Source organism: Sphingopyxis macrogoltabida, from assembly GCF_001307295.1.
GTDB classification, from domain to species: domain Bacteria; phylum Pseudomonadota; class Alphaproteobacteria; order Sphingomonadales; family Sphingomonadaceae; genus Sphingopyxis; species Sphingopyxis macrogoltabida_B.
The window spans coordinates 174,687-196,952 of record NZ_CP012701.1 but is presented as its reverse complement, the minus strand read 5'-3'; the positions used below and the strand labels follow the sequence as shown (position 1 = coordinate 196,952).

Genomic DNA, 22,266 nt, shown 5'->3' with positions numbered 1-22,266 from the left:
TAGAATCATGAATCCTTCCGCTGCAAGCAGCGGCGTTTTTTTATGATTGTTTTTGGAGATTACGCGACGTCGCGAGGAGCATTCTCGGCTCAGACCAACTAAACGTCCTTGCACACGTTCTAAAAGTCGAGGCAGTGGTCAATCGCCTCAATGAATCAAAGATGCTCCTGTGATTCAGATTTCCAGTTGGACCGAATGCTCAGCGTTCTGCCACCGGTTTCATATGGAGACGCCGAAGAACCAGTCGTGGCATTGGCAAGCAATAGACCCATCCCGCAACGTCGCGCGCGACTATCATCTCTGGGTTGAGACCGATCTGTTTGGCTGGACAACCGTTGAGCGGCGCTGGGGACGAATTGGTACGAAAGGGCAGGGGGTGACCACCAGCTTTCCGGACAGAAGACAGGCAGACACAATCGCACAGCAGATCCGGATCCGGCGCGAAAGCGCATTTAAGCGGATTGGTGTTCGCTACCAGGCAGTCGAGTGACTTCCCTCAACATTTAGGCGGCTCTTCAGAGCTGAACACATCTCCATAAAACTCCCCAGTTTCGCCAAAGGGAGAGGGGGAAGGCCTGATGCGGTTCAGCATCAGGAGCAGACCGTGACCGACCTTTTTGAACAATCCAGCCAGAAGCTGGACGCAGCAATCACCGAAATCCAGCACGCCATCGCCACGGGACTGGCGAACAAGCAACGCCTGTTTGAGACGATGCGCCAGCTCTACGGGGAGGGCTCCGCAAACGGCGCCTGGAGCCAGAGGGACGCTTTTGACCTGCTCGAGGCGGCCTTGACGCGCCACATGGCCGGACTGCTGAACAAACCTCAGATGCTGACCCAGATTTCGGAGATCAGTGCGCTTATCGAGGCACTGCCGACACACACGGTCAGAAGTGAAGACCAGATCAGGTTCCAGCAATTCTCGACGCCCGCAGACCTCGCAGCGCTATCCGTGATTTTGGCGCAGCCACTCGCAACCGATATCGTTCTTGAACCGAGCGCCGGACATGGCGCTCTCGTGGCAACTTTGCCTGATGTCAGCGCATTACATCTCAACGAAATCGATCCGCGCAGGCGTGAAAAGCTGGCACTGCTGTTTCCCGATGCCACCATCACAGGGATCGATGGAGCCATGCTGGCTTCCCATCTCGACGCGGCTGTGCAGCCAAGCCTGATCCTCATGAACCCGCCGTTCTCCCGGTCAATGGGACGAGGAGCAGACGAGTTCGCAGCGGTGCGTCACCTGCGCGCTGCCATAACGCGCCTCAAGCAGGGGGGACGGATCGTCGCGATCATGCCGGACTGGTTCACGACGAGCGCAAAGCTTGCGAAAATCTACGAAGACACCTTTGCCTCTTGCACGGTCCGCACATCCATCCGGCTCGATAAATGCTATCACAAACAGGGCACCAGCGTGGCCGTGCGCTTGTACGTGATCGACAAGATCCCGGGGCAGATCAGACCAGCAGTTTTGGCGCGGCAGACAGTTGCAGACGTCGCGTCTGCGGTTCCAATCATCAAACGCGTGACAGCCCAGCCCGACTGCGAACCGCGCGCGGTGCCGCCGAAAGCAAAGCCGGGTGCGCTCTTCAAAGCCATGCGCGCAACGCCGATCACAAAGCCCGTCAAAGCGAGGGTAGCCCAAGCCCCAACGATTGCAGCGCTGGCGTTCAGTACCTTAGACAAGCCGCGCGTGCTCGGTGAGCAAAGCGGGGTCTACATCCCGTACCGGCCAAGCCGGGTCGATATTGCTGGTGCACGCGAACATCCGACACCGCTCGTCGAAAGCGTGGCCATGGGTTCGATCCCGGCACCAATCCCGGATTATGTCCCGGCGCTGCAGGATCGGGTCTTGCAAGAAAGCCTGCTATCCGAGGCCCAGATCGAAACTGTCATCTATGCCGGGAACGCGTGGCAGCAGTATCTGCCTGGCCTGTTCGTTCCCGCTAAAGAAGGCGTTGGCCTGCAACTCGACGAGCATGGGCGCGCCTACCGCAAAGGCTATTTCCTTGGCGATGGCACGGGGGCAGGGAAGGGCAGGCAGATCGCCGCCTGCATCCTTGATGGCTGGCTTGCGGGACGCCGTAAGGCCATCTGGATCTCGAAGAACGAAAGCCTGCTCGAAGACGCGCGCCGCGACTGGAGTGCTATCGGAGGGCTAGCGGCCGACATTCAGCCGCTTTCCAACTGGAAGATCGATCAGGCGGTTCCGTTTCGCGAAGGGATCCTGTTCGTCACCTACCCGACCCTTCGCAGCCAGCGTCAGGACGCCACCCGCCTGAAGCAGCTGCTCGATTGGGCGGGCGAGGATTTCGAAGGTGTCATCGCCTTCGATGAGAGCCACGAGATGGGCGGTGTTGCAGGAGGCGAGGGCGCCCGCGGCACGAAAAGCGGATCGCTGCAGGGCATCGCCGGCGTGCTGCTGCAAAACAATCTGCCCGATGCCCGGGTTCTCTACGCCTCTGCGACTGGGGCCTCGGAGGTCAACAACCTTGCCTATGCCGTGCGGCTCGGTCTGTGGGGGCCCGGCACTGCGTTTGCCAACAGGGAAGATTTCATCAGCCAGATCAGGGCAGGGGGCATCGCTGCGATGGAACTCGTGTCGCGGGACCTCAAGGCACTGGGCCTCTATCAGGCGCGCGCGCTTAGCTTTGCAGGCGTCGAATACGAGATCCTGAAACATGATCTGACCGCCGAACAGATCGCCGTCTACGACACTTATGCCGACGCCTGGGCCATCTTATGCGCAGCTCGCCATAAGATCGCTTATCGCGAGGAAGCGGTAATGCGGAGGAACGCGGCGTAGTCCTGCAAAGCTGCGGAACATTTCGCCACGTCCTTCACATTATTCTATAGGGTGTCGAGCCATCCCATCAGATTGGCATCTCGCTTCCACGAAGGTGGCACGTTGCTCGCCGCCGGGGCGCCAACCTGTTCCAGCGCCTTTCGTTTGGTCTCCAGATTGGCCTGAGCATAGTGATTGGTCGTATCGAGACTGACGTGCCCGAGCCAACTGCGGATGACGGTGATATCGACTCCGGCGGCAACGAGGTGGACGGCGGTCGCGTGCCGGAAGCTGTGAGGCGTAACGTGTTTTGACTGGAGGGTCAGCGTCGATTTCGCGGCTTGTTCCACGTAGGCGTTGAGCTTGAACCGCACCCCTGACGCCCCTAGCGGTTCACCGTATCGATTGACGAAGATCCGCTCATCGGGCGCACGCGGCTGTCGCTCCAGTAGCTTCCTGAGCAATGCCACGGTTTCTGGCCAGAGCGGGCAGATGCGTTCCTTGCGCCCCTTGCCGTAAAGACGCACGAAGTTCGGTGCATCGAACCGGATTGCTTCGGGACAGAGGTCAAGCGCCTCTTGGATTCGCGCGCCACTGTTATAGAGGAACGAGAGCAGTACATGGTCGCGCAGCCCTTCGAGTGTCGATCGGTTGGGCTGGGCGAGGATGGCCTCGACCTCCTCGGGCTCGAGGTAGCACGGCGCGGAGGTGGGCTCCCGCTTCAACGGAACAGCCAGGACCTCTGAGCACTGCGCGATGTATTCCGGATTCTTGTCCGCCACGAAGCTGAAGAAGCTGCGGATGGCGGCCAGTCGGCAGTTCCGCGTGCCGATCGTGGTCTTGCGGCCATGCTCGGTATGATGAAGGAACGCGCGCACCTCGCCGGCCGAGACGTCGGTGAGCGTCAGCCGCGCGACCCCGCAGCCTTTTCGCTCCGCGACGAACCGAAGCAGCAGCCGCCAGGTGTCGCGATAAGAGCGGATCGTGTGGATTGACGCGCTGCGCTGCTCGGCCAGCCACTCCTGGAAGAACGCCCGCAACAACGCGGGCAATGGATTGCCTTTCCTCATGGCCGCGCCTCCGTGACAAGGCACGGGGCGCCGAGCGCGCGGAACCGTTCACTGGCTTCCTGCAACAGATCCTGCGTGACGGTGATGTAGACCAGCGTGGAGTGGAGATCCCGGTGCCCCATGTAGGTCGAGAGGAAGTGCAGTTTTTCCTGAGGGTTAATGCCGGACCGGTACCACTGGAGGATGCGGTTCACCACCATCGAGTGACGAAGGTCATGGACCCGCGGCCCGGTCCGGCCCGAAGCGGGCTTGAGCCCAGCACGGCGCATGACGTTGGTAATCATTGTCGTAACCGCCTCGGGCCTGTAGCGGTCATTTAAGTGGGCATGCCAGAACAGCCCTGATTTCGGGTTCTGTGGGCCGCCAGCGCGCCGCCTCGCATCGATGTACGCGCGCAGTTCGACCGCGACACTGTCGGATAGAGGCAAGATCCTGGTCTTGTAGAACTTCGTTTCCCGGATCGTGATCGTGCTTGATTGCAGGTCCACGTCACCAAGATCGAGCCATGCCAGCTCGCTTCGCCGTAGCCCGGCACAATAGGCCAGCATGATCATGGTGTAGAGGGTCAACGGCCGCAGCGGAGCGTCCGGCGACGGATAAGTCCGTGCGGTATCGAGCATACGCCGAACGTCAGCCGGGCTGAAGATATGCGGTTGCCGATGCTCCCGCGCTACTTCCCGCTCTGGCCGGGGATTGAAGCGCTTTGGCGGGATAGTCGGATCGAGGCGGAACCGCGCCTTGGTCAGGATGCGCGCCAGCTTCTGGCATTCAGCCGCGTGGTTGCGGGTCGGCTTGGCAGCCGCCCAGCTCGCAATCATTGCCTCAAGTGGTTGCTCCGCGAGGTCGGGACGGGCCTGAAGGAACCGATCGAACCGCAGCAGCCAGTGAGCCTGCGCTTCATATTGATATCCCCGGCTGCGCATCAGCATGACATGGTCTTGCATGAAGTCACCCAGCACGCTGCCGAAGGGCGCAGGCCGTCGTAACGCGGCCAAGGATTCGTCGGGATTCGGGGAAGCCAAGGCCCGCCAGATCGGCTTGCTTTGCTTGACGTTGTACCGACGGCGAAGTGCAGCAACAGGGTTGTCGGCGATCAGCCCGATTTCGACGAGGTGGTCGAGGAAGCGGTCGACAATGCAGACCTGATTGAGCAGCGTCGACAATCGCCAACGTTTTTGCATCTCCTTCAGCCAGGCGTCGAGCATCTGCCGGTCCACCGCCGGATGCCGGCGGGCAACATCTTCGAAGGTGCAAAGGAACCAGCGATATGTCGGTACGCTTCCCGGCCGGAACTGCGATTTTACCAGGAAGGCGTCGACGACGGTGCGATCGGGATCGTGCCAGGCGCTCATGACAGCACCTCCATTCCAGGCACCTCGAGTGCCACGGCTCGGAGATCATCTGTTGCCAGTTTGAGATAAGTATTGGTGGATTCGGTGGATCGATGCCCGAGCACGTCGCCGATGATCTTTTGCGGGACCGATGCCCGCAGCATTTCGACCGCACGTGCGTGGCGGAAGACATGCGGCCCCCGCTTTCCTGCTGGCACTACGCCTGCGGCGGCCAACCGACCGCGGATCATGCCGTACAGGTTCGTCATTGCGATATAGGGTGCGCAGGATCGGACGAAGATTTCCCGCACTTCAACCTGGGGCCGCCCAAGGCGCAGATAATCCAGCAGCGCTTCACCAACAGTCACCATTAGCGGCATGTACGAGTACGCGTTGGTCTTGGTGTGGCAGATCCGGAGGGATTCTGCGCGCCAGTCCACGTCATCGAGCCGAAGGCGGCATATCTCACCTTCGCGCAGCCCATACGTGGCAAGCAGCTGAAGTATCGCATAATCGCGTAGTCCGCGTGGCGATCTGTCCTCCTGCGTTGTCGCCAGAACCGCGGCGATTTGGCTCCTTTCCAGCGTCGACGGCACATCTTCGTAGGCATAGAGCATGGGGCCGATGATGTGTGGCGTCAGATCGGTCGGGATGCAACCCGTCCGATGCAGATGGCGAACCACCGAACGGAGACGCTCAGCGACATCGGCCAATGATTTGCGCCGTAAACCAGGCGCGCGCATGTCCATGTAGAGATCGATGTCCACGATGCTCAACGTTTCGAGGCTGGCGGCACCGGCCCGGTCGAACTGCCATCGCAGGAAGTTTCGCGCCTCCCACATCAGCGCCGCAATGGACGCGCTTGCCAAACCGCGCTCCTCGCGCAGCCATGCCTCGTATTCGCGGCAAATTTCATGTCGATGCTCGTCATCGGGACCGATCATTTCTGCGTCCGGGGGCCAATTGCCTTGAGCAAGCCGGAGGAGCTTGGCGATCGCGGTGCGGGGCAACATGTGCCAACGCGCACTGGGAGGCCGACCGTACTGGATCTCAAAATCCTGAACCGCATAGCCAAAATACTGATCGACCTGCTGCGGCGTCACAGTCTCGACCTGTATATCGCACTCGGCCAGATAATCGAGAAACGCGCGGGCGTAGAGACGGTGGTTCGCCACGACCACGGGATTGTAATTCTGTGTGGTGAGCGAATTCGAGAGTTCGGTGATCAACTCGTCATGCAACTTCAACATGATTGCCTCCTCAGCTGGTCCAGGGACCGCCGAGGTTCGCAACCAATATAATGCGCAGCAACTGCGCACACTATCATGGGAATTCGCCGGTTACGCCGCGCTCCTCCGCATTACCGCTTCCTCGCGATAAGCGATCATTCATCAGAACCTTGAGGAGGCGCTGGAGCTGACCGGTGTCGTCGATGAAATCGACGGCACAACGCTCAACAGCGGTGCGAAAGCCGCAGCGCGAAGCCGGTTTGAAAGCACCAAGCAGCGGTTCTTCAACCAGCTGCTGCTGTCGATGAAGCTGCCAACGCTGATTGCTGCCATCAATCTCCATCTGGACCGCGATGAGGTGGTTGTCGTCCAACTGGTTTCGACCGCCGAAAGCATCCTCGATCGCCGTCTCGACAGCCTCTCGCCAGAGGACCGGGCTGAGCTCGACCTCGACCTCAGCCCGCTCGACGCCGTGATCGAGTACCTCGAGCGCGCCTTCCCCACGCAACAGATGCAAGTGTTCGTCGATGATACCGGCACTCAGCGCTCGGCACCGATGTTCGATGAGGAAGGCCGTCCAGTCCACAATCAGACTGCGATCGCCCGCCGCAGCGAGATGATCGAGCATCTGTGCGCCATGCCGCCGATCAAGCCAGCGCTGGACGGGATCATCGAGCACTACGGACCGGAGAGGGTCGCCGAGGTGACCGGGCGCAGCAAGCGGCTCATAAACCAGAGCGACGGCCAGCAACGCCTCGAGACCCGCTCGCCGCGGACAAACCAGTCCGAGACCGACCAGTTCATGGATGGCAGGAAGCCGATCCTTGTCTTCAGCGATGCGGGCGGCACCGGGCGATCCTATCACGCGAGCCTTGACGCAGCTTGCCAGAAGCGGCGCATCCACTTCCTGCTTGAGCCGGGATGGCGCGCCGACCGCGCCATCCAGGGGCTGGGCCGAACGCACCGGACCCATCAAGCCAACACACCACTGTTCCGGCCTGTGACCACGAACTGCAAGGGGGAACTGCGGTTCACAAGCACCATTGCGCGCAGGCTCGACAGCCTGGGGGCGCTGACGCGGGGCCAACGCCAGACGGGCGGGCAGAACCTTTTTGACCCTGCCGACAATCTCGAAAGCGAATATGCCAAGGCGGCTCTCTCGACCTGGTTTGCCTTGCTGGCGGACGGCAAGCTCAAGAGCGCAACGCTGATCGATTTCCAGCGCCGTAGTGGGCTCAAGATTGTCTCCGACGATGGCGTGCTCGAAGAGGACCTTCCGCCGATCCAGCGCTGGCTCAATCGCATCCTCGCACTGCCGATCGGAATGCAGAATGCGATCTTTGAGGAGTTTCTGGGGTTGGTCGAGGCGCGGGTGTCAGCAGCGCGCGAGGCCGGATCGCTCGATGTTGGCGTCGAAACCCTTCGGGTTGAACAGGCCGAGGTTGTCGAAGACATCGTCCTGCGGACCGACGGGCGAACCGGCGCCACGTCACACTTGCTGCAGCTGGCTCTCAAGACGAGAGCACGGCCGATCTCCCTTGAGCGTGTCCTTGAGCGCCGCGACTACGCTGACGGCTGCATTCTGCTCCACAATACCAAGAGCGGGAAAGCAGCCCTGGCCGAACCTTCGCGGCACTTCATGACCGAACAGGGCGAACTCATCAGGCGGGTTATCCTCCACCGTCCGCTCCGGCGAGAATACCACCACTTCGATGACCTTGCGGAATCGGCCTGGGAAGAAGCTCCGAGCCAAACCTTCGAAAAGCTGTGGCAAAGCGAGGTTGCGGAGCTTGCCGAACGGCTCACCACAGAGACCGTGTACCTTGCGACCGGACTTCTCCTGCCGATCTGGTCGAGCCTTCCCATCGACTATCTGGAGGTCCGGCGGATCGTGGACGAAGAGGGACGAAGCTGGCTCGGCCGCATGGTCCACGAGCTCGACGTGGCGAAGCTGCTCGAGAAATTCGACATTGCCTCCACCGTTGAACTGAGCCCGGATACGATCATCAGGGCGCTCAGCGAAAGCCGGATCATCCCGATCAAGCAGCCGTTTGAGGCGACCCTCAAAGGCTCCCGCGTGGCAGGCGAGCAGCGCTACGAAATCGTCGGTGCGCCTGTCGATCAGCTGCCTTGGCTGAAGAGCATCGGCTGCTTCACCGAGATCATTTCCTACCGGACACGGGTATTCATTCCGAAAGCAACCGCTTCATCGGTGATCAGCGCCCTGCTTCGCGTGTGAGATATGAAGTGAAAAGCTGGTACCCCGATGACCAAGGTGTAACCTCCGGGGTTACACCTCTGTTGACTCCTTGTGTAACTTGTGGGATTACACCTTCATGGAAATCGGAAGCATCCGCCACAAGGCACTTCGCAGGTTTGCTGAAACCGGGAAGCCAGCAGGGCTGATGGAGGTTGACCGGCTCCGTCGCATTCTGGCGTTCATTGCCTCGGCAGAGAGCCTGGATGAGCTGGCGGTGCCGCCGAATTTCGGGTTTCATCCCCTCAATGGCGACAGGGAGGGATACTTTGCCATGACGGTAACCCGAAATTGGCGCCTGACATTCACAATGTTCGACGAACTCACCGTCGCTGATCTCGATCTGGAGGACTATCACTGATGGCTATCAAGCTCCATGACAGCTTCGCGATCCACCCGGGACCTTGGTTGCTCGAAGAGATCGTGAAGCCTTACAACATGAATGTGTCGAGCACCGCAGATCATCTCAAGGTTACTCGGCCTGCGTTGAGCCGCTTGCTGAATGGCAGGGCTGCGCTAACCCCGGAGATGGCGATCCGCTTCGAAAAGGCATTTGGCGTCTCTGCTGCCACCATGCTGCGGATGCAGTCCACCTATGATCTTGCGCAAGCCAAAAGCGGATCGGAGACGATTTCTATCGAGCGCGTGCGCGAGCCCGCATAGCAGGCTCAACTGGGTCGCCGATGATCGCAGTCACATTGGAACTTCCTCTATCGGATATCCCGCGTGACCGACAATGCGCTTACTGGCCAAGAGGTTATGGTGTCGGACCGAGATAGGCTAATTCTGCCCCGCTAGATCGGACGGTCTCAATTCTTCGCCCCGGTCAAAGGCAAAGTCACCTTTGTTTCCCGTTCTTTCTACCTGGCCAATCAAGGCCATGGAGAAAGATGATGACCTATTCTCACTTCGACCCCGCCATGCAGAACCGCGTTGTGTGGAATGCCGGCAGAACCGTCGGCACCAAGCGGCCGCTCACCCAAAAGCAGATTTGGGCGATCCGGTTCTTCCTTGATCGCGAGGAGCGGCTCCGCGACCGTGCGCTGTTCGACCTGGCGATCGACAGCAAGCTGCGGGGCTGCGATCTGGTGAAGCTCAAGATTGGCGACCTCGTGGCCGGTTCTGAAGTCCGCGACCGCGCGATGATCATCCAGCGGAAGACCGGGCGGCCCGTACAATTTGAAGTTACCGCGGACGCCCGCACGAGCCTGGCAACATGGTTGCTGCGACGGGGCGGCAGCCTCGATGATTTTGTGTTCCCAAGCAGGATCCATTCCGGCCAACCGATGAGCACGCGGCAGTATGCTCGCCTCGTCGATGAATGGGTCACCGCGGTCGGGTTGCGGCGTGAATACTACGGCACTCATTCCATGCGGCGCACCAAAGCAGCCATGATCTACCGGACAACCGGAAATCTGCGGGCGGTCCAAATTTTGCTTGGCCATTCCAAGATCGAGAACACGGTCCGATATCTTGGGGTCGACGTTGAGGATGCTCTTGTCCTGGCGGAGCGCATCGAGATCTGACAATAATTGCGGCCGTCGGGCAAGCTCCGATGGCCGCTTTTGTCGAAGTCCGAAGATCACCGAACCGGCAACAATTGGGTGGGAATCAGACATTGCCGAGATAGATTAATCCCTGCAAGATGCCCTCGATGCCTCGCATTTTCTCCCTATTGCTGTGTGCACTCGCCGCTTGTGGACCCGTTGCTCAACCTGAGAGTGCTCGGACAGTTGCTGCCTATGAAGTCCCCCTCCCAACTGAAGCGGATAAGCAAAAGTTCTTGGCTTTGCTGGCGGAGGTTGCGTTAGCGTCCGCGCTCGTGGTGTAATTTCCGGTGTAGGCGATGGTGTATTCCGGGGTGGGGCATGCCCCACCCCGGAATGCGGCGTCGCTGGTGGCCACCGGGTTCATCGTTATGGTGGAGTTTGCACACTTCAACCGTGACGAAGAGGAGTTCCCGATGACCGAGGACAGATTACTGATCGAAGAGCTGGCTGCAAAGGGCGGCCAACCGGATTTTTTGCGCACCATCGCCGAGAACGTGCTGCAGCTGATCATGGAGGCCGACGTTGATGGCCTGATCGGCGCGGGTCGCCACGAACGCAGCAGCGAGCGCGCGACCTGGCGCAACGGCTATCGCGACCGTTCGCTGGATACCCGGGTAGGCACGCTGAACCTGAAAATCCCCAAGCTGCGTGCTGGGTCCTATTTTCCGGGCTTCCTTGAGCCCCGCAAGATGGTCGAGAAAGCGCTGGTTGCGGTGATCCAGGAAGCGTGGATCGGCGGGGTCAGCACCCGGCGGGTCGATGAACTCGTCCAGGCCATGGGCATGACCGGCATCTCCAAGTCCACCGTCTCCAAGCTTTGCAAGGACATTGACGAGCGCGTCCATGCCTTTCTGAAACGCCCGCTCACCGGCGAATGGCCGTATCTCTGGCTCGATGCCACCTATCTCAAGGTACGCGAAGGCGGGCGGATCATCAGCGTTGCCGCAATAATCGCCATGGCCGTCAACACCGAGGGCCGGCGCGAGATCGTCGGCCTGCATATCGGCCCCTCGGAAGCGGAGGTCTTCTGGTCCGACTTCCTGAAGGACCTTGTTCGGCGCGGTCTTACCGGCGTGAAGCTGGTCATCTCCGATGCTCACGAGGGCCTCAAGGGCGCGATCACCCGCGTCATGGGCGCCACCTGGCAGCGCTGCCGGGTGCACTTCATGCGCAATGCCCTGTCCTATGTGCCCAAGGGCCAGAACACTGTCGTCGCCGCCGCGATCCGCCAGGTCTTCCTGCAGCCCGATCAGAAAAGCGCAACGCAGGTCTGGCGACAGGTCGCCGACCAGTTGCGCACCCGTTGGCCCAAGCTCGGCGCCTGCATGGACGAGGCCGAAACCGACGTGCTCGCCTACACCGGCTTCCCCACCCAGCACCGCACGAAGTTACACTCAACCAATCCGCTCGAGCGGCTCAACAAGGAGGTCAAGCGCCGCGCCGACGTCGTCGGAATCTTCCCGAACGAAGACAGCATCATCCGCCTCGTCGGGGCTGTGCTGATGGAGCAGAACGACGAGTGGCAGCTCCAGCACCGATACATGCAGATCGAAGGCATGGCCGAACTCAACCAACCCATGATCGAGGAGGAAAATCAGCCCCTACACATCACCGCCAAAGCCGCCTGACGATGGCCCACGGCCACAGCCGAAATTACACCACCTTGACGGACGCGACCGAGGTTGCCGAGGCAGAAGACTTTCATGTGGATGCCGCCACTAAGGGCGAACTTGAGGTCAGCTCCCAAGTGTCACTCATCACCCTAAATGCCTCAGTGTGGCGAGGTGATGATGAGGAAGTTATCGCCTCGGCCATGGACCACGAAGACCATGTTGGCCGTGTCTGGATTTTTTTCCGCAGAGGTGAAGACCAAGATCGTTCCGCCAGATTTCGCGAGACACTGGTGGAACACATCAAAAAGGTATGGCCCGCAAGCGCCTCATTGCCGGTTATGCCCAGTGGCACAATCCCACTGGCACGCGATCTCGTGCTTACACCGTCGGGTTACGAGGTGAAAGCCAGCGAAGCATCCAACTATCAGCAGGCAGAGCCTTAACGGAACGGCCGCCTTGGGGTCGTTTTCGGAATGTCGGCTGCTGGTGAAAAACCCGTAGAAGCTGCCTGGCTGGTTCCGTCGTCATAAGCTGAACGGCAGGAAGCTGCCTTCGCCGAGAAAAATCTGCCATTCAGTTTCCGACCCCATTGTTGCCATTCGCTTCCCACACGCATCAAGGGGGCTGCTCGGCCCAACGATTGCGAAGACTAGGTCAGTTGCCAGATCAACGCGGGCAGCAGAGCAAAGCCAATTGCGATCAGGGCCGCCGATACCCAACTCCAGCGCGGCAGATCGCACCACATGCCGGCTAGGGACTGCGCCAGCCGTGCCTCGCCGCCGCAGTCGCGGGCAATACGCAGGGAATAGATGGTTGCGCCGGATAGCGAAAGGCCGGTCAGCAGCAGACCAAACAGGAACCACGGAACCTTTGTCCAATACCCGCCGAAATCGCCGAAATGCAGCGGATCGGCCATCTCGCCAATGCGCTGGTGTAGTTTCATGTCGCGCCCGTCAGTGGTCAGCAGCACCTTGGTTGTTGCCGGATCGACCCACACCGCGTTGGCGCGCGGGCGCACCAGCACTGCTCTGTAATCGCCGTGCGGTTGCAACTCCGGGCTTTCCTTGCCCGGCAGCAGCACCCGGCGCACGTCCAGCCCCGGATAGGCCGCCTGTGCTGCGGCAAAAGCGGGTGGATATGCGATGACCCGCATATGCGGTCTGACGCAAATCAAATGGCGCGCCGGGCGCGATCTTATGCTGTCACTTGGGCTTATCGCCAAACAGCGCCCGCTTGACGATGTAAAAGATGGTCTGCTGCTCCATCGTCCCGCGGAACAGATTTGCACCCGGACCGGATGCACGCACGGCGACGTCTTCCCCGGCATGGGTTTCGCCCGACAGCGGCACGGTTGCCTGCTGGCGGTAATCCAGGGCAGCGGTATCCTGCGCCGCCGGATCGGCGCGTTCACCGGCGACGGCGCCCGGCCCGTTGGCATAGCCGAGCGTTGTGTAGCCCTTGCCGTCACGGGCTTTCACCGGCTCGCCGAACGCCACCGTGCCGAGGATCGGATTGCCGCGCTGGGGATAGCCGCTGATAGTCAGGGTGTGGCTGTGATCGGCGGTCGTGACGATCAACGTCTCATCAAGATCAACCAGACTCATTGCGCGGGCCACCGCTGCATCGAGCGCCGCCGCATCGGTCAGCGCGCGGTAGGCATTGCCGCCGTGGTGGGCGTGATCGATCCGTCCGCCTTCAACCAGCAGCACATAGCCGCCGTCCTTCCCTGAAAGCCGCCGGATCGACAATTCGACCATGTCCGCCAGCGAAGGCTCGCCGCCGGTATCGGCTGCACGGTCGGCTTCGTATTGCATGTGGCTGGGCTCGAACAAGCCGAGCAGGGGCTGACCGCTGGCCGGATCGTAGCTGGCAAGCTGCGCCGCGTTCCACACGAAGGTGCCGCCTGTATGGCTGCGCTGCCATTCAGCGATCAGATCGCGGCCGTCCTTGCGGCTGCCGGTGCGGCCGGAATATTCGGGATCGGCAGCGCTGGTAGGCAGGAAGGCGCTGCGCCCTCCGCCGAGCACCACGTCAAGCCGCTGACCAACCGGACCTTCGACCAGCTGGCGTGCAATGTCGGGGCAACCCTGGGCGATCGCTTCGGCAGGCATATCGGCATCGGCTTCCCAATCGCGCTGCGACGAATGCGCATAGCCTGCCGCAGGGGTGGCGTGGGTGATCTTCGTCGTCGTCACAATCCCGGTGGCATAACCTGCCTCCTGCGCGAGACCGAGCACCGAGGGGACAGTGTTGGCCAGGCCGGATGCGCAATCATCCAGGATCGCTTCAGGCCCCACACCAATGACGCCGTTGCGCGCTTTGACCCCTGACAGGATGGCGGTTGCAGTGGGAGCGCTGTCGGACACCTGCCCATCGTGCGAATAGGTTTTTACCAGCGCGGTGTGATCAAGCCGATCCATTGCCGTGACAAAGGATTCGCCGTCAACGCCCGCAGTCTGGCCCGCCAGAATACGGGCCGCCGTAAGGGTCGATACGCCCATCCCGTCGCCAATGAAGATGATCACATTGCGCGCCTGATCGGGCCGCTCCTCAGCTGCAAGACGGTCTGCCAGTTCGGCTTCGCCCTGCGCGCGGTAATCCGCCGTGCTGGATGCTTGCTGCGCAAGCGCAGGGACGGTCAGCAGAGCCGACAAGCAGAAGGTGGCAGTCAGGAGCGGGCGGGACATAGGCGGCACATCCTTATTTCGATGATAGCGGAAATATAGATTGCACGGCCCTACAGGCGCTTTATGACAAGTTCAAAGCAAACATGGATTCGGATGATGCAAGGCGAACAGGTCTGGGCTGTCGATGCGCTTCAGGCGCTTGGCCATGAAACGCGGCTGACCGTATTCCGCATGCTGGTGAAAGCCGGACCAGACGGGATGATGGCCGGCGAAATCGCGCAAGGCTGCGGGGTTCCTCCGTCCACGATGTCGCATCACCTCGCCAATCTGGAACGGGCCGGCCTTGCCACATCTGAACGCGAAAGCCGCGTGATCCGTTACCGTGCCGACTATGCCGGAATGCGAAGCCTGCTCGGCTTCCTGATGGAAGATTGCTGCCAGGGTGACCCGCGCCTGTGCGCCGACTTCTCCGAAATCACGGCCTGCAAACCGTAACTCTCAACCAGCCTGCAACCGAGGTTCGAATGACTGACAAGGTCTACAATGTGCTGTTCCTGTGCACCGGCAATTCCGCCCGATCGATTTTGGGCGAAGCGCTGATGAACAAGCTGGGTGAAGGCCGCTTTGCCGCATATAGCGCCGGCAGCCAGCCCAAGGGTGGTGTCCATCCCATGGCAATCGAAGTGCTGGGCGGGTTCGGCTTTGCGACCGATGGCCTGCGCTCGAAAAGCTGGAACGAATTCACGCGGCCCGGCGCGCCCGAGTTCGATTTCATCTTCACCGTGTGCGACAATGCCGCAGGCGAAAGCTGCCCGGTCTTTCCCGGCAAGGCGATCACCGCGCATTGGGGCGTGGAAGATCCCGCCGCGGTCGAAGGCGAAGGCCAGCGCAAGGCGTTTCTGGAGGCGCTGACCTATCTCAAGCGCCGGATCGAGCTGTTCCTGATGCTGCCGATTAAGAGCATCGACGAGATGGCGATGCGCGGCAAGCTTGCTGAAATCGGGCGCGAGGAAGGCGCCAGCGCTAGGGCAAAGGACACCCAATGAGCACTGACATCGTCATCTATCACAACCCCGAATGCGGCACGTCGCGCAACACGCTGGCGATGATCCGCAATGCCGGGATCGAGCCACATGTGGTGGAATACCTCAAGACCCCGCCTTCGCGCGCGCTGCTGGAAAGCCTGATCGATCGTGCCGGCATTTCGCCCCGCGCCCTGCTGCGCGAAAAGGGCACGCCGTTTGCCGAGCTGGGGCTGGATGATCCTGCGCTCACCGATGCTCAGCTGATCGATGCGATGATGGCGCATCCGATCCTGATCAACCGCCCGCTGGTGATATCGCCGCTGGGCGTGAAGCTGTGCCGTCCGTCGGAAGAGGTGCTCGACCTGATCCCCGCCGATCAGCGCGGAGCGTTCGTCAAGGAAGACGGCGAACAGGTTGTCGATGCATCTGGGCAGCGCGTGAAATGAACCAGACCTTCGCCAATCCTTCGCCGGCTGCTTCGCCGCTGGGCACATTCGAACGCTACCTGTCGGTCTGGGTGCTGCTCGCCATTCTGGCGGGGCTTGGCCTCGGGCTCGTCGCGCCAGATGCGGTCGGGGTGCTGGCGGGGCTCGAATACGCTTCGGTCAATCTCGTGGTCGCAGTGCTGATCTGGGCGATGATCTTCCCGATGATGGTCGGCGTCGATTTCGGCAGCATCAAGGACATCGGCCGCAAGCCCAAGGGTTTGGTGATCACGCTGGTGGTCAATTGGCTGGTCAAGCCGTTCACCATGGCAGCGCTGGCGGTGTTGTTCTTCGATTACCTCTATGCCGGGCTGATGAGCGAGGGCGATGCCGATCAATACATCGCGGGCCTTATCCTGCTGGGCACGGCGCCCTGCACCGCGATGGTGTTCGTCTGGTCGCAGATGACCAAGGGCGACCCGGCCTACACCCTGGTGCAGGTATCGGTGAATGATCTGGTGATGATCGTCGCCTTTGCACCCATCGTAGCGCTGCTGCTGGGCGTGACCGACATTGTGGTGCCGTGGGATACGCTGCTGCTGTCGGTGGTGCTTTATGTCGTCGTGCCACTGGTGGCAGGGGCCATCATGCGGAGCCGGGTGATCGCGTCGCATGGCGGCGATGAGGCTGCGGTGGACGCCTTTAGCGCGCGGCTGAAGCCGTGGTCGATCATTGGCCTGCTGGCCACGGTGGTGCTGTTGTTCGCGTTTCAGGCGGGCACGATTGTGTCCAACCCGCTGCTGATCGTGCTGATCGCAATCCCGATCATCATCCAGTCCTATGGCATCTTCGCGGTCGCCTATGCCGCGGCGATGGCGTGGAAGGTGCCGCACAATATCGCTGCACCCTGCGCGCTGATCGGCACCTCCAACTTCTTCGAACTGGCCGTGGCAGTCGCCATCGGCCTGTTCGGGCTGTCGAGCGGGGCGGCGCTGGCGACGGTCGTCGGCGTGCTGGTCGAAGTGCCGGTGATGTTGTCGCTGGTCGCCTTCGCCAATCGCACGCGCGACCGTTTCCCCGCTGCATGACCGAAAGCCCATCGATGACCCGCCTGCGCGCCTTACCCGATCCTGATCACCTGCCGGCGCTGCGTCCGGAATACCTGCATCGCGATCCGGCGAGCGGGTTAGGCGCCATCGACCCGCCGCCGCGTATTTTGCTGCTCTACGGATCGCTGCGGGAGCGATCCTTCTCCCGTCTCGCGGTGGAGGAGGCGGCGCGCTTGCTACAATTTTTTGGCTGCGAAACGCGCATCTTCGATCCGTCAGACCTTCCATTGCCTGATCAGGTGCGCGGCGACGATCACCCGGCGGTGCACGAACTGCGCGAGCATTCGCTGTGGTCCGAAGCGCAGGTTTGGTGCAGCCCCGAACGCCATGGCACCATCACCGGGATCATGAAGGCGCAGATCGACCACCTGCCACTCGCCTACAAGGGCCTGCGTCCGACGCAGGGCCGCACCCTCGCGGTGATGCAGGTCAACGCCGGATCGCAGAGCTTCAACACCGTGAACACCTTGCGGGTGCTGGGCCGGTGGATGCGGATGGTGACAATCCCCAACCAATCCTCGGTCGCCAAAGCTTACGAGGAATTTGACGAAGCCGGGCGGATGAAGCCTTCCGCTTACTACGACCGCATCGTCGACGTGATGGAGGAACTGGTGCGTTTCACTGTGCTTTTGCGCCCGCACGCCGAAGTGCTGGTTGATCGCTATTCCGAGCGGGTCGAGAAAGATCTGCCGGTTGAAACACCCGCAGACAAGGCCGGAATTATCGCAGGCTGAGAGTTTCAGACAGACAGGGTGCCAACCATCTCGGGTCATGAGCGGGGCCGATGTGCGATACCGCAACTCAACCGGCAGCTTCAAAGGGCTATTCACCAGCAGCCGAAACTCTCAACTTGCCGCCTTTCCTGACACTCAGGGAAAGTTTGATCGGCCGCGACGTGGAATACGTGTTGTCGCACAATAAGCGGCTGCAGCAGATGCCAAACCGAGCAAGACCGATACAAGCATCTGGCTTGCCCAATGCCCGCCCAACACAACCCTTGCCGCCGCTCCTGTGATGATCAGAAATGCGGCGAGGACTTGCAGCGAAGCCGTGTCCCATCGTTTGGCCCGAGCCATAAGCCCAACCCCAAAGACGCCGCCAAAAACCAATCCGAACGTTGATGGCAGGCCGCTGGAACTGCTCGCGCTGGCGACCTCGACGACATCGGCCGCAGGACGCGGGGCGAAGATCAGCGCGCGCGCAGCCTTGTCCATGAGCCAGCCAAACCCGAAAGCCAGCGGCACCCCCAATGCGGCACGCCAGCCCGCGATCAGCCACGCTAACCCCGCACCAACTACTATTGTTGCAACCACCAGCGGCGGCTTGGCCGTATCGGTCAGCCATTCAGCCCATTGCGGCGAAGCACCGAAGGCCGATTGCAAAGCGAGGGTCACGGCAACATCCCCCGGCAACGGTCCCAGCACTTCTAGGCAAGCTGCGCCCAAGACGAGGGCAGACAGGGTGAGGGTGACAGCTATGCGCATGGCTTCTACGGCGCACCCTTCGGCACGGAGGAATGAATGGTCAAGGAAAGTTCCAACCTGAAGCGAGATATTGGCCTGACCGGAACCGTGCTGCTCGGGCTCGGGTCGATGCTGGGTTCAGGCGTGTTCGTCAGCATTGCGCTGGCTGAGACCATGATCGGCGCATGGGTGCTGCCTGCGATCCTGCTGGCGGCGGCTTTGGCTGGATGCAACGCGCTGTCGAGCGCGCAGCTTGCCGCAAGCCATCCGCGCGCAGGTGGCACCTACGAATATGGTCATGTCTATTTGTCGCCCTCTGCGGGCTTTCTGGCGGGCCTTGCGTTCCTCATGGCGAAGGGGGCTTCGGCGGCGACGGCGGCGTTGGCCTTTGCTGCCTATTGCGATGCGCTCACCCCGACGGTGATCCCGCGCGTGCCCGTAGCCATTGCATTGGTCGCCTTGCTCACCGCCTTGGTGCTGGCCGGACTACGACGGGCGAACTGGCTCAATGCCGCGATCGTTGGCTTCGTGGTGCTGGTGCTGGTGGCATTGATTGTCAGCGGTAGCATTGCGCCGGGCGTGGCACCGGACTTCGCTGCCGGTAACGTGGGTGCCGACACCTTCCTGCATGCCAGCGCGCTGCTGTTCGTCGCTTTCACTGGCTACGGCCGGGTTGCGACGCTGGCCGAGGAGGTGCGCGATCCGGCGCGCACCATCCCGCCAGCCATCGCCGTAACGATCGTGGCTACCAGCCTACTTTACCTTGGCATTGGATGGGTGCTGGCCCGCGTGCCGTTGGGCGAGACCGAAGCAGCGACAGTGCTTGAGGCCGCAGCTCTTGCCATCGGCTATCCCGGTCTGGCGCTTGCAGTGGCGGTGGCGGCGCTGGTCGCCATGGCAGGGGTGCTGCTCAACCTGCTGCTCGGCCTGTCGCGCGTGGTGCTGGCGATGGGGAGGCGCGGCGATGCGCCTTCGGCTCTGGCGGGGCTACGGGGGGATCAACCTGTTGCTGCCATTGTTGCAGTTTCGCTTGGGATCGCGGGCCTCTGCCTCATCGGTGATGTGCGGGTAGCCTGGACGTTCAGCGCGGTAACCGTGCTGATCTATTATGCTGTGACCAACCTGTCGGCCTTGCGACTGCCTCCCGCGCACCGTCTGTTCCCGCGCTGGATCAGCTGGGCTGGACTTGCCGGGTGCGCAGGCCTCGCGGTGTTTGTTCCGCTTGCCTACTGGCTGTGGGCTACGTTGGCCGTGGTCATATTCTTTCTGCTGCGGGGGATACTGTCCAAACGAGCGTTACGCTGATGCCCAACGGCAGAAAACCACCCACTTTGCGACACTCGCGGGTGTGATGCGCCATCCCGAAAGCGGCATGTCCGCTTCGGGCAGAACTAGACGGCGATTCTGGCAGTCGCGACCGGCTGAGCCACGGTCGGCATCCGAATCTGGCTGCTCGGGCTGTGAATTGTGGCGATCCAAGGATCGCCTCCTCATGAGCATCCAACCATTAGGGCATTCTGACCTCTGACGAGCCGCGCGCTCCAAATCCGAAGAATGCCACGCTTTGCATCCGTGGGGCGACAACGAATAACCCTGAGGTCTGCGTGAAACGCAAATCAGAAGGGGAGGGGGAGGGGATGTGTGCCCGGGTGATTGCCGGGTGCACATCAGGAGTGACGACGATGCTTATTCCCTTTTCCCGGCTCTATCTGAGCGATGCCAACGTGCGCAAAACGCGCAGCGAAGAAGACGATATCCAGCTTTCCGCCGACATCGAAGCGCGCGGCCTTTTGCAGAACCTGCTGGTCACCAAGAGTAAGAAGCGCGGCAAGTTTGCCGTCATCGCCGGTGGTCGCCGGCTGCGAGCCATCGAGATGATCGTCGCGCGCGGTGCGTGGGACCCCGATACCGAGATCGAATGCAAGCTGCTTGAGGGCAGCGAAGAGGAAGCTGGCGAGGCCTCGCTGGCTGAGAACTTCCAGCGCGTCGGGATGTCACCGGCTGAGGAATGCCGCGCCTTCCAGCACTTCATCAAGGAAGGCAGCGATGTTGCCGCGGTCGCCAAACGCTTTGGCCTCACCCAGCGCTTTGTGGAAGGCCGTCTGCGGCTCGCCAATCTCGCCGAGCCGATCTTCGAAGCGCTTGCCAAGGGCGATGTCACTCTCGAAATCGCGAAAGCCTATGCTGCTACCGATCAGCACGAGGTGCAGCTGCGGGTCTTTGAGCAGATGCGCTATGCCTATAACCCAAGCGCCGATGCCATCCGGCGTATGGTGGCGAGCGGTTCCATGCGCGGCAACGACCCGATTGCGCTGCTGATTGGCGAAGATGCCTATGTGGCCGCCGGCGGCAAGATCGAACGCGACCTCTTCAGCGAAGCCGCAGATGATCGCTGGATCGACATCGAGATCGCCCACAGGCTTGCGGCCGAGAAGATGGAAGCCGGAGCCCAGCGGATCGCTGCTGAAACGGGCCTTGCCTGGATTAGCCCGGTGGCGTCGACCAATTCCTGGCAGGCGCGCAGCGAAATGGGCGTTACTGCGGTTCGCCTCCCGCCCGCACCGCTTTCCGAAGAAGCACGTGCCCGAATTGACGCGATCGATGCCCGGATGGAAGAAATCAGCGAGATCATCGACGAAGGCAATGAAGGCGACGAGGCCGATTTTGGGCAGCTCGAGGCCGAGTATGAAGATCTCGATGCTGAGCGCAGTGACCTCAATAACCCGGTGCGCGAACTGCCCGAAGAATGGCGCAATGAGGCCGGACGGTTCCTGGTTCTCACCACCCGCGGCGAAATGGTCCTCGAGGCCGATTACTACAGCGAAAAGCGCCTTTCGTTCGAGACCGATGAGAATGGCAAGGTGACAGCGACGGCCGAAGAGCCGGTGCCAGGTTCCACCAAGCGAGGCAGCGCTGCACCTTCCAGGCCCGAGGCAGTTGCGCCGGGTACGGAAAAGCCCATCAGCGCCCGCCTGTTCGACGAGCTTTCGGTCCAGCGCCGCAATATCCTGTCAGCATCCCTCCTCAGTGATGCCGGGCTCGCGCTCGACTTCGCCATCTTCGCGCTGGCTGACAGCCGCAGCTATGAAAGCCGGGGCACCTCGATCAAGGGCGGACGACCCAGCGATCCTGCGACCGGAGAACTTTCGCAGTCCACAGCCGAAGGGATTCTCGCCGAGGCCGAAAACGCGCTCGACACGGCATGGCAGGAACATGGCTGTGCAGCACAGCGCTTCATTGCCTTCCGGGAACTTGCCGACGAAGCCAAGGCGGCGTGGCTGGCCTATGCGGTGGCCATCTCGCTCGAAGCCAAGAAGGGCTATGGTTCGGAATACCATCCGATCCATGCTGTCATGGGCAGTATGCTCGACATCGACGTTGCAGCGATGTGGCGGCCGACGGCCGAGAATTTCTTCGACCGCGTGAGCAAGACCTCGTGTCTTGCGGCACTGACCGAAGTCGGCGGCAGCGATCTTGCGGCGCGTTATGCCGCATCGAAGAAGGCTGACCTCGCCAAGACCTGCGAGACGATCTTCGCCGGCAAGGCGATCGTTGAACAGGACGTCAAGGAAGCAGCGCTGGCCTGGTTGCCTGAAGGCATGAAGTTCACGATTGCTGCCAATCCCACTGATCCGGCCATCCCGGACACCGACGAAAGCGAACCTGTCGCCGACGTCTGCGATGGCGATGACGGTGAAGCCGACAGCGAGGCCGACGAGCTCATCGATGACCATCAACCAGAAGTCGCCTGTGAAGAAGCGGCGGTAGCCGCCTAAGGCGGC

At 61.3% G+C, this 22,266-nt stretch carries 22 protein-coding genes; 15 read left to right on the top strand and 7 right to left on the bottom strand.

What is annotated here, in order from left to right; genetic code table 11:
* The first annotated feature begins 223 nt into the window (after positions 1 to 223).
* A complete protein-coding gene (locus tag AN936_RS24475) occupies positions 224 to 490 on the top strand; it encodes a WGR domain-containing protein (RefSeq protein ID WP_084758700.1) in 267 nt (88 codons plus the stop codon).
* A 114-nt stretch (positions 491 to 604) separates the two neighbouring features.
* The gene (locus tag AN936_RS23135; RefSeq protein WP_054590630.1) at positions 605 to 2,806 is read left to right on the top strand and encodes a strawberry notch family protein; all 2,202 of its coding nucleotides are present in this window, start codon (positions 605 to 607) and stop codon (positions 2,804 to 2,806) included.
* 44 nt (positions 2,807 to 2,850) lie between these two features.
* Here AN936_RS23135 and AN936_RS23130 read toward each other — a convergent pair whose 3' ends face one another.
* From AN936_RS23130 to AN936_RS25685, 4 genes are all read right to left on the bottom strand, one after another.
* Positions 2,851 to 3,855, bottom strand: a complete 1,005-nt coding sequence (locus tag AN936_RS23130) for a site-specific integrase (RefSeq protein ID WP_009823939.1) — start codon at positions 3,853 to 3,855, stop codon at positions 2,851 to 2,853.
* Positions 3,852 to 5,207 (bottom strand): tyrosine-type recombinase/integrase, encoded by a 1,356-nt coding sequence (locus tag AN936_RS23125; protein WP_009823940.1) that lies wholly within the window; start codon positions 5,205 to 5,207, stop codon positions 3,852 to 3,854. The genes AN936_RS23130 and AN936_RS23125 overlap by 4 nt, the downstream gene beginning before the upstream one ends.
* Positions 5,204 to 6,436, bottom strand: coding sequence for a site-specific integrase (locus AN936_RS23120; RefSeq protein WP_015449381.1), 1,233 nt, complete (start codon positions 6,434 to 6,436; stop codon positions 5,204 to 5,206). The genes AN936_RS23125 and AN936_RS23120 overlap by 4 nt, the downstream gene beginning before the upstream one ends.
* A gap of 73 nt (positions 6,437 to 6,509) precedes the next feature.
* The gene (locus tag AN936_RS25685; protein ID WP_234715863.1) at positions 6,510 to 7,043 is read right to left on the bottom strand and encodes a hypothetical protein; all 534 of its coding nucleotides are present in this window, start codon (positions 7,041 to 7,043) and stop codon (positions 6,510 to 6,512) included.
* On the opposite strand from AN936_RS25685, the gene AN936_RS23110 reads away from it, so the two are divergent.
* The 6 genes from AN936_RS23110 (at position 7,032) to AN936_RS23085 (ending at position 12,278) form a co-directional block, all read left to right on the top strand.
* Complete coding sequence (locus AN936_RS23110; RefSeq protein ID WP_234715862.1) at positions 7,032 to 8,654, top strand: strawberry notch C-terminal domain-containing protein; 1,623 nt, start codon at positions 7,032 to 7,034, stop codon at positions 8,652 to 8,654. The two genes, AN936_RS25685 and AN936_RS23110, sit on opposite strands and share 12 nt — an antisense overlap.
* A 97-nt stretch (positions 8,655 to 8,751) precedes the next feature.
* On the top strand, positions 8,752 to 9,033 hold the full coding sequence (locus tag AN936_RS23105; protein ID WP_054590627.1) for a type II toxin-antitoxin system RelE/ParE family toxin: 282 nt from the start codon (positions 8,752 to 8,754) through the stop codon (positions 9,031 to 9,033).
* On the top strand, positions 9,033 to 9,335 hold the full coding sequence (locus AN936_RS23100) for a HigA family addiction module antitoxin (RefSeq protein WP_054590626.1): 303 nt from the start codon (positions 9,033 to 9,035) through the stop codon (positions 9,333 to 9,335). Before AN936_RS23105 ends, AN936_RS23100 begins: the two co-directional genes overlap by 1 nt.
* 230 nt (positions 9,336 to 9,565) lie before the next feature.
* On the top strand, positions 9,566 to 10,198 hold the full coding sequence (locus AN936_RS23095; RefSeq protein WP_054590652.1) for a tyrosine-type recombinase/integrase: 633 nt from the start codon (positions 9,566 to 9,568) through the stop codon (positions 10,196 to 10,198).
* 437 nt (positions 10,199 to 10,635) lie between these two features.
* Positions 10,636 to 11,850 (top strand): IS256-like element ISSpma2 family transposase, encoded by a 1,215-nt coding sequence (locus AN936_RS23090; RefSeq protein ID WP_006954973.1) that lies wholly within the window; start codon positions 10,636 to 10,638, stop codon positions 11,848 to 11,850.
* A 35-nt stretch (positions 11,851 to 11,885) separates the two neighbouring features.
* Positions 11,886 to 12,278, top strand: a complete 393-nt coding sequence (locus tag AN936_RS23085; protein WP_149037841.1) for a hypothetical protein — start codon at positions 11,886 to 11,888, stop codon at positions 12,276 to 12,278.
* A gap of 206 nt (positions 12,279 to 12,484) precedes the next feature.
* Here the strand turns inward: AN936_RS23085 and AN936_RS23080 are convergent, their stop codons facing one another.
* Complete coding sequence (locus AN936_RS23080; protein ID WP_054590624.1) at positions 12,485 to 12,988, bottom strand: PepSY domain-containing protein; 504 nt, start codon at positions 12,986 to 12,988, stop codon at positions 12,485 to 12,487.
* A gap of 49 nt (positions 12,989 to 13,037) precedes the next feature.
* Positions 13,038 to 14,522 carry an alkaline phosphatase gene (locus tag AN936_RS23075; protein WP_054590623.1) on the bottom strand — a complete coding sequence of 495 codons (1,485 nt, stop codon included), beginning with the start codon at positions 14,520 to 14,522 and terminating at the stop codon, positions 13,038 to 13,040.
* A gap of 96 nt (positions 14,523 to 14,618) precedes the next feature.
* On the opposite strand from AN936_RS23075, the gene AN936_RS23070 reads away from it, so the two are divergent.
* Genes AN936_RS23070 through arsH form a run of 5 tightly spaced genes read left to right on the top strand, consistent with a single transcriptional unit; the run spans position 14,619 to position 17,755 of the window.
* The gene (locus tag AN936_RS23070) at positions 14,619 to 14,957 is read left to right on the top strand and encodes an ArsR/SmtB family transcription factor (protein ID WP_054590651.1); all 339 of its coding nucleotides are present in this window, start codon (positions 14,619 to 14,621) and stop codon (positions 14,955 to 14,957) included.
* A 29-nt stretch (positions 14,958 to 14,986) separates the two neighbouring features.
* A complete protein-coding gene (locus AN936_RS23065; RefSeq protein ID WP_054590622.1) occupies positions 14,987 to 15,508 on the top strand; it encodes an arsenate reductase ArsC in 522 nt (173 codons plus the stop codon).
* On the top strand, positions 15,505 to 15,933 hold the full coding sequence (arsC, locus tag AN936_RS23060; protein WP_054590621.1) for an arsenate reductase (glutaredoxin): 429 nt from the start codon (positions 15,505 to 15,507) through the stop codon (positions 15,931 to 15,933). Before AN936_RS23065 ends, arsC begins: the two co-directional genes overlap by 4 nt.
* Positions 15,930 to 17,000 carry an ACR3 family arsenite efflux transporter gene (arsB, locus tag AN936_RS23055; RefSeq protein WP_054590620.1) on the top strand — a complete coding sequence of 357 codons (1,071 nt, stop codon included), beginning with the start codon at positions 15,930 to 15,932 and terminating at the stop codon, positions 16,998 to 17,000. Before arsC ends, arsB begins: the two co-directional genes overlap by 4 nt.
* Before the next feature lie 14 nt (positions 17,001 to 17,014).
* Positions 17,015 to 17,755, top strand: coding sequence for an arsenical resistance protein ArsH (gene arsH / locus AN936_RS23050; RefSeq protein WP_054590650.1), 741 nt, complete (start codon positions 17,015 to 17,017; stop codon positions 17,753 to 17,755).
* Between the two features lie 135 nt (positions 17,756 to 17,890).
* Here arsH and AN936_RS23045 read toward each other — a convergent pair whose 3' ends face one another.
* Entirely contained in the window at positions 17,891 to 18,415 is a 525-nt protein-coding gene (locus tag AN936_RS23045) for a phosphatase PAP2 family protein (RefSeq protein WP_149037839.1), read from the bottom strand.
* Positions 18,416 to 18,541: 126 nt separating this feature from the next.
* Between AN936_RS23045 and AN936_RS23040 the strand changes: the two genes are divergently transcribed.
* Positions 18,542 to 19,789 (top strand): APC family permease, encoded by a 1,248-nt coding sequence (locus AN936_RS23040; RefSeq protein ID WP_054590618.1) that lies wholly within the window; start codon positions 18,542 to 18,544, stop codon positions 19,787 to 19,789.
* A gap of 377 nt (positions 19,790 to 20,166) precedes the next feature.
* Positions 20,167 to 22,260 carry a ParB/RepB/Spo0J family partition protein gene (locus AN936_RS23035; protein ID WP_158500137.1) on the top strand — a complete coding sequence of 698 codons (2,094 nt, stop codon included), beginning with the start codon at positions 20,167 to 20,169 and terminating at the stop codon, positions 22,258 to 22,260.
* Positions 22,261 to 22,266: the final 6 nt, after the last annotated feature.

Coding starts and splice junctions, on each gene's coding strand:
- AN936_RS24475 (WP_084758700.1), top strand. CDS start 224: ATGGAGACGCCGAAGAACCAGTCGTGGCATTGGCAAGCAATAGACCCA.
- AN936_RS23130 (WP_009823939.1), bottom strand. CDS start 3,855: ATGAGGAAAGGCAATCCATTGCCCGCGTTGTTGCGGGCGTTCTTCCAG.
- AN936_RS23125 (WP_009823940.1), bottom strand. CDS start 5,207: ATGAGCGCCTGGCACGATCCCGATCGCACCGTCGTCGACGCCTTCCTG.
- AN936_RS23120 (WP_015449381.1), bottom strand. CDS start 6,436: ATGTTGAAGTTGCATGACGAGTTGATCACCGAACTCTCGAATTCGCTC.
- AN936_RS23110 (WP_234715862.1), top strand. CDS start 7,032: ATGATCGAGCATCTGTGCGCCATGCCGCCGATCAAGCCAGCGCTGGAC.
- AN936_RS25685 (WP_234715863.1), bottom strand. CDS start 7,043: ATGCTCGATCATCTCGCTGCGGCGGGCGATCGCAGTCTGATTGTGGAC.
- AN936_RS23105 (WP_054590627.1), top strand. CDS start 8,752: ATGGAAATCGGAAGCATCCGCCACAAGGCACTTCGCAGGTTTGCTGAA.
- AN936_RS23100 (WP_054590626.1), top strand. CDS start 9,033: ATGGCTATCAAGCTCCATGACAGCTTCGCGATCCACCCGGGACCTTGG.
- AN936_RS23095 (WP_054590652.1), top strand. CDS start 9,566: ATGACCTATTCTCACTTCGACCCCGCCATGCAGAACCGCGTTGTGTGG.
- AN936_RS23090 (WP_006954973.1), top strand. CDS start 10,636: ATGACCGAGGACAGATTACTGATCGAAGAGCTGGCTGCAAAGGGCGGC.
- AN936_RS23080 (WP_054590624.1), bottom strand. CDS start 12,988: ATGCGGGTCATCGCATATCCACCCGCTTTTGCCGCAGCACAGGCGGCC.
- AN936_RS23075 (WP_054590623.1), bottom strand. CDS start 14,522: ATGTCCCGCCCGCTCCTGACTGCCACCTTCTGCTTGTCGGCTCTGCTG.
- AN936_RS23070 (WP_054590651.1), top strand. CDS start 14,619: ATGCAAGGCGAACAGGTCTGGGCTGTCGATGCGCTTCAGGCGCTTGGC.
- AN936_RS23065 (WP_054590622.1), top strand. CDS start 14,987: ATGACTGACAAGGTCTACAATGTGCTGTTCCTGTGCACCGGCAATTCC.
- arsC (WP_054590621.1), top strand. CDS start 15,505: ATGAGCACTGACATCGTCATCTATCACAACCCCGAATGCGGCACGTCG.
- arsB (WP_054590620.1), top strand. CDS start 15,930: ATGAACCAGACCTTCGCCAATCCTTCGCCGGCTGCTTCGCCGCTGGGC.
- arsH (WP_054590650.1), top strand. CDS start 17,015: ATGACCCGCCTGCGCGCCTTACCCGATCCTGATCACCTGCCGGCGCTG.
- AN936_RS23040 (WP_054590618.1), top strand. CDS start 18,542: ATGGTCAAGGAAAGTTCCAACCTGAAGCGAGATATTGGCCTGACCGGA.
- AN936_RS23035 (WP_158500137.1), top strand. CDS start 20,167: ATGCTTATTCCCTTTTCCCGGCTCTATCTGAGCGATGCCAACGTGCGC.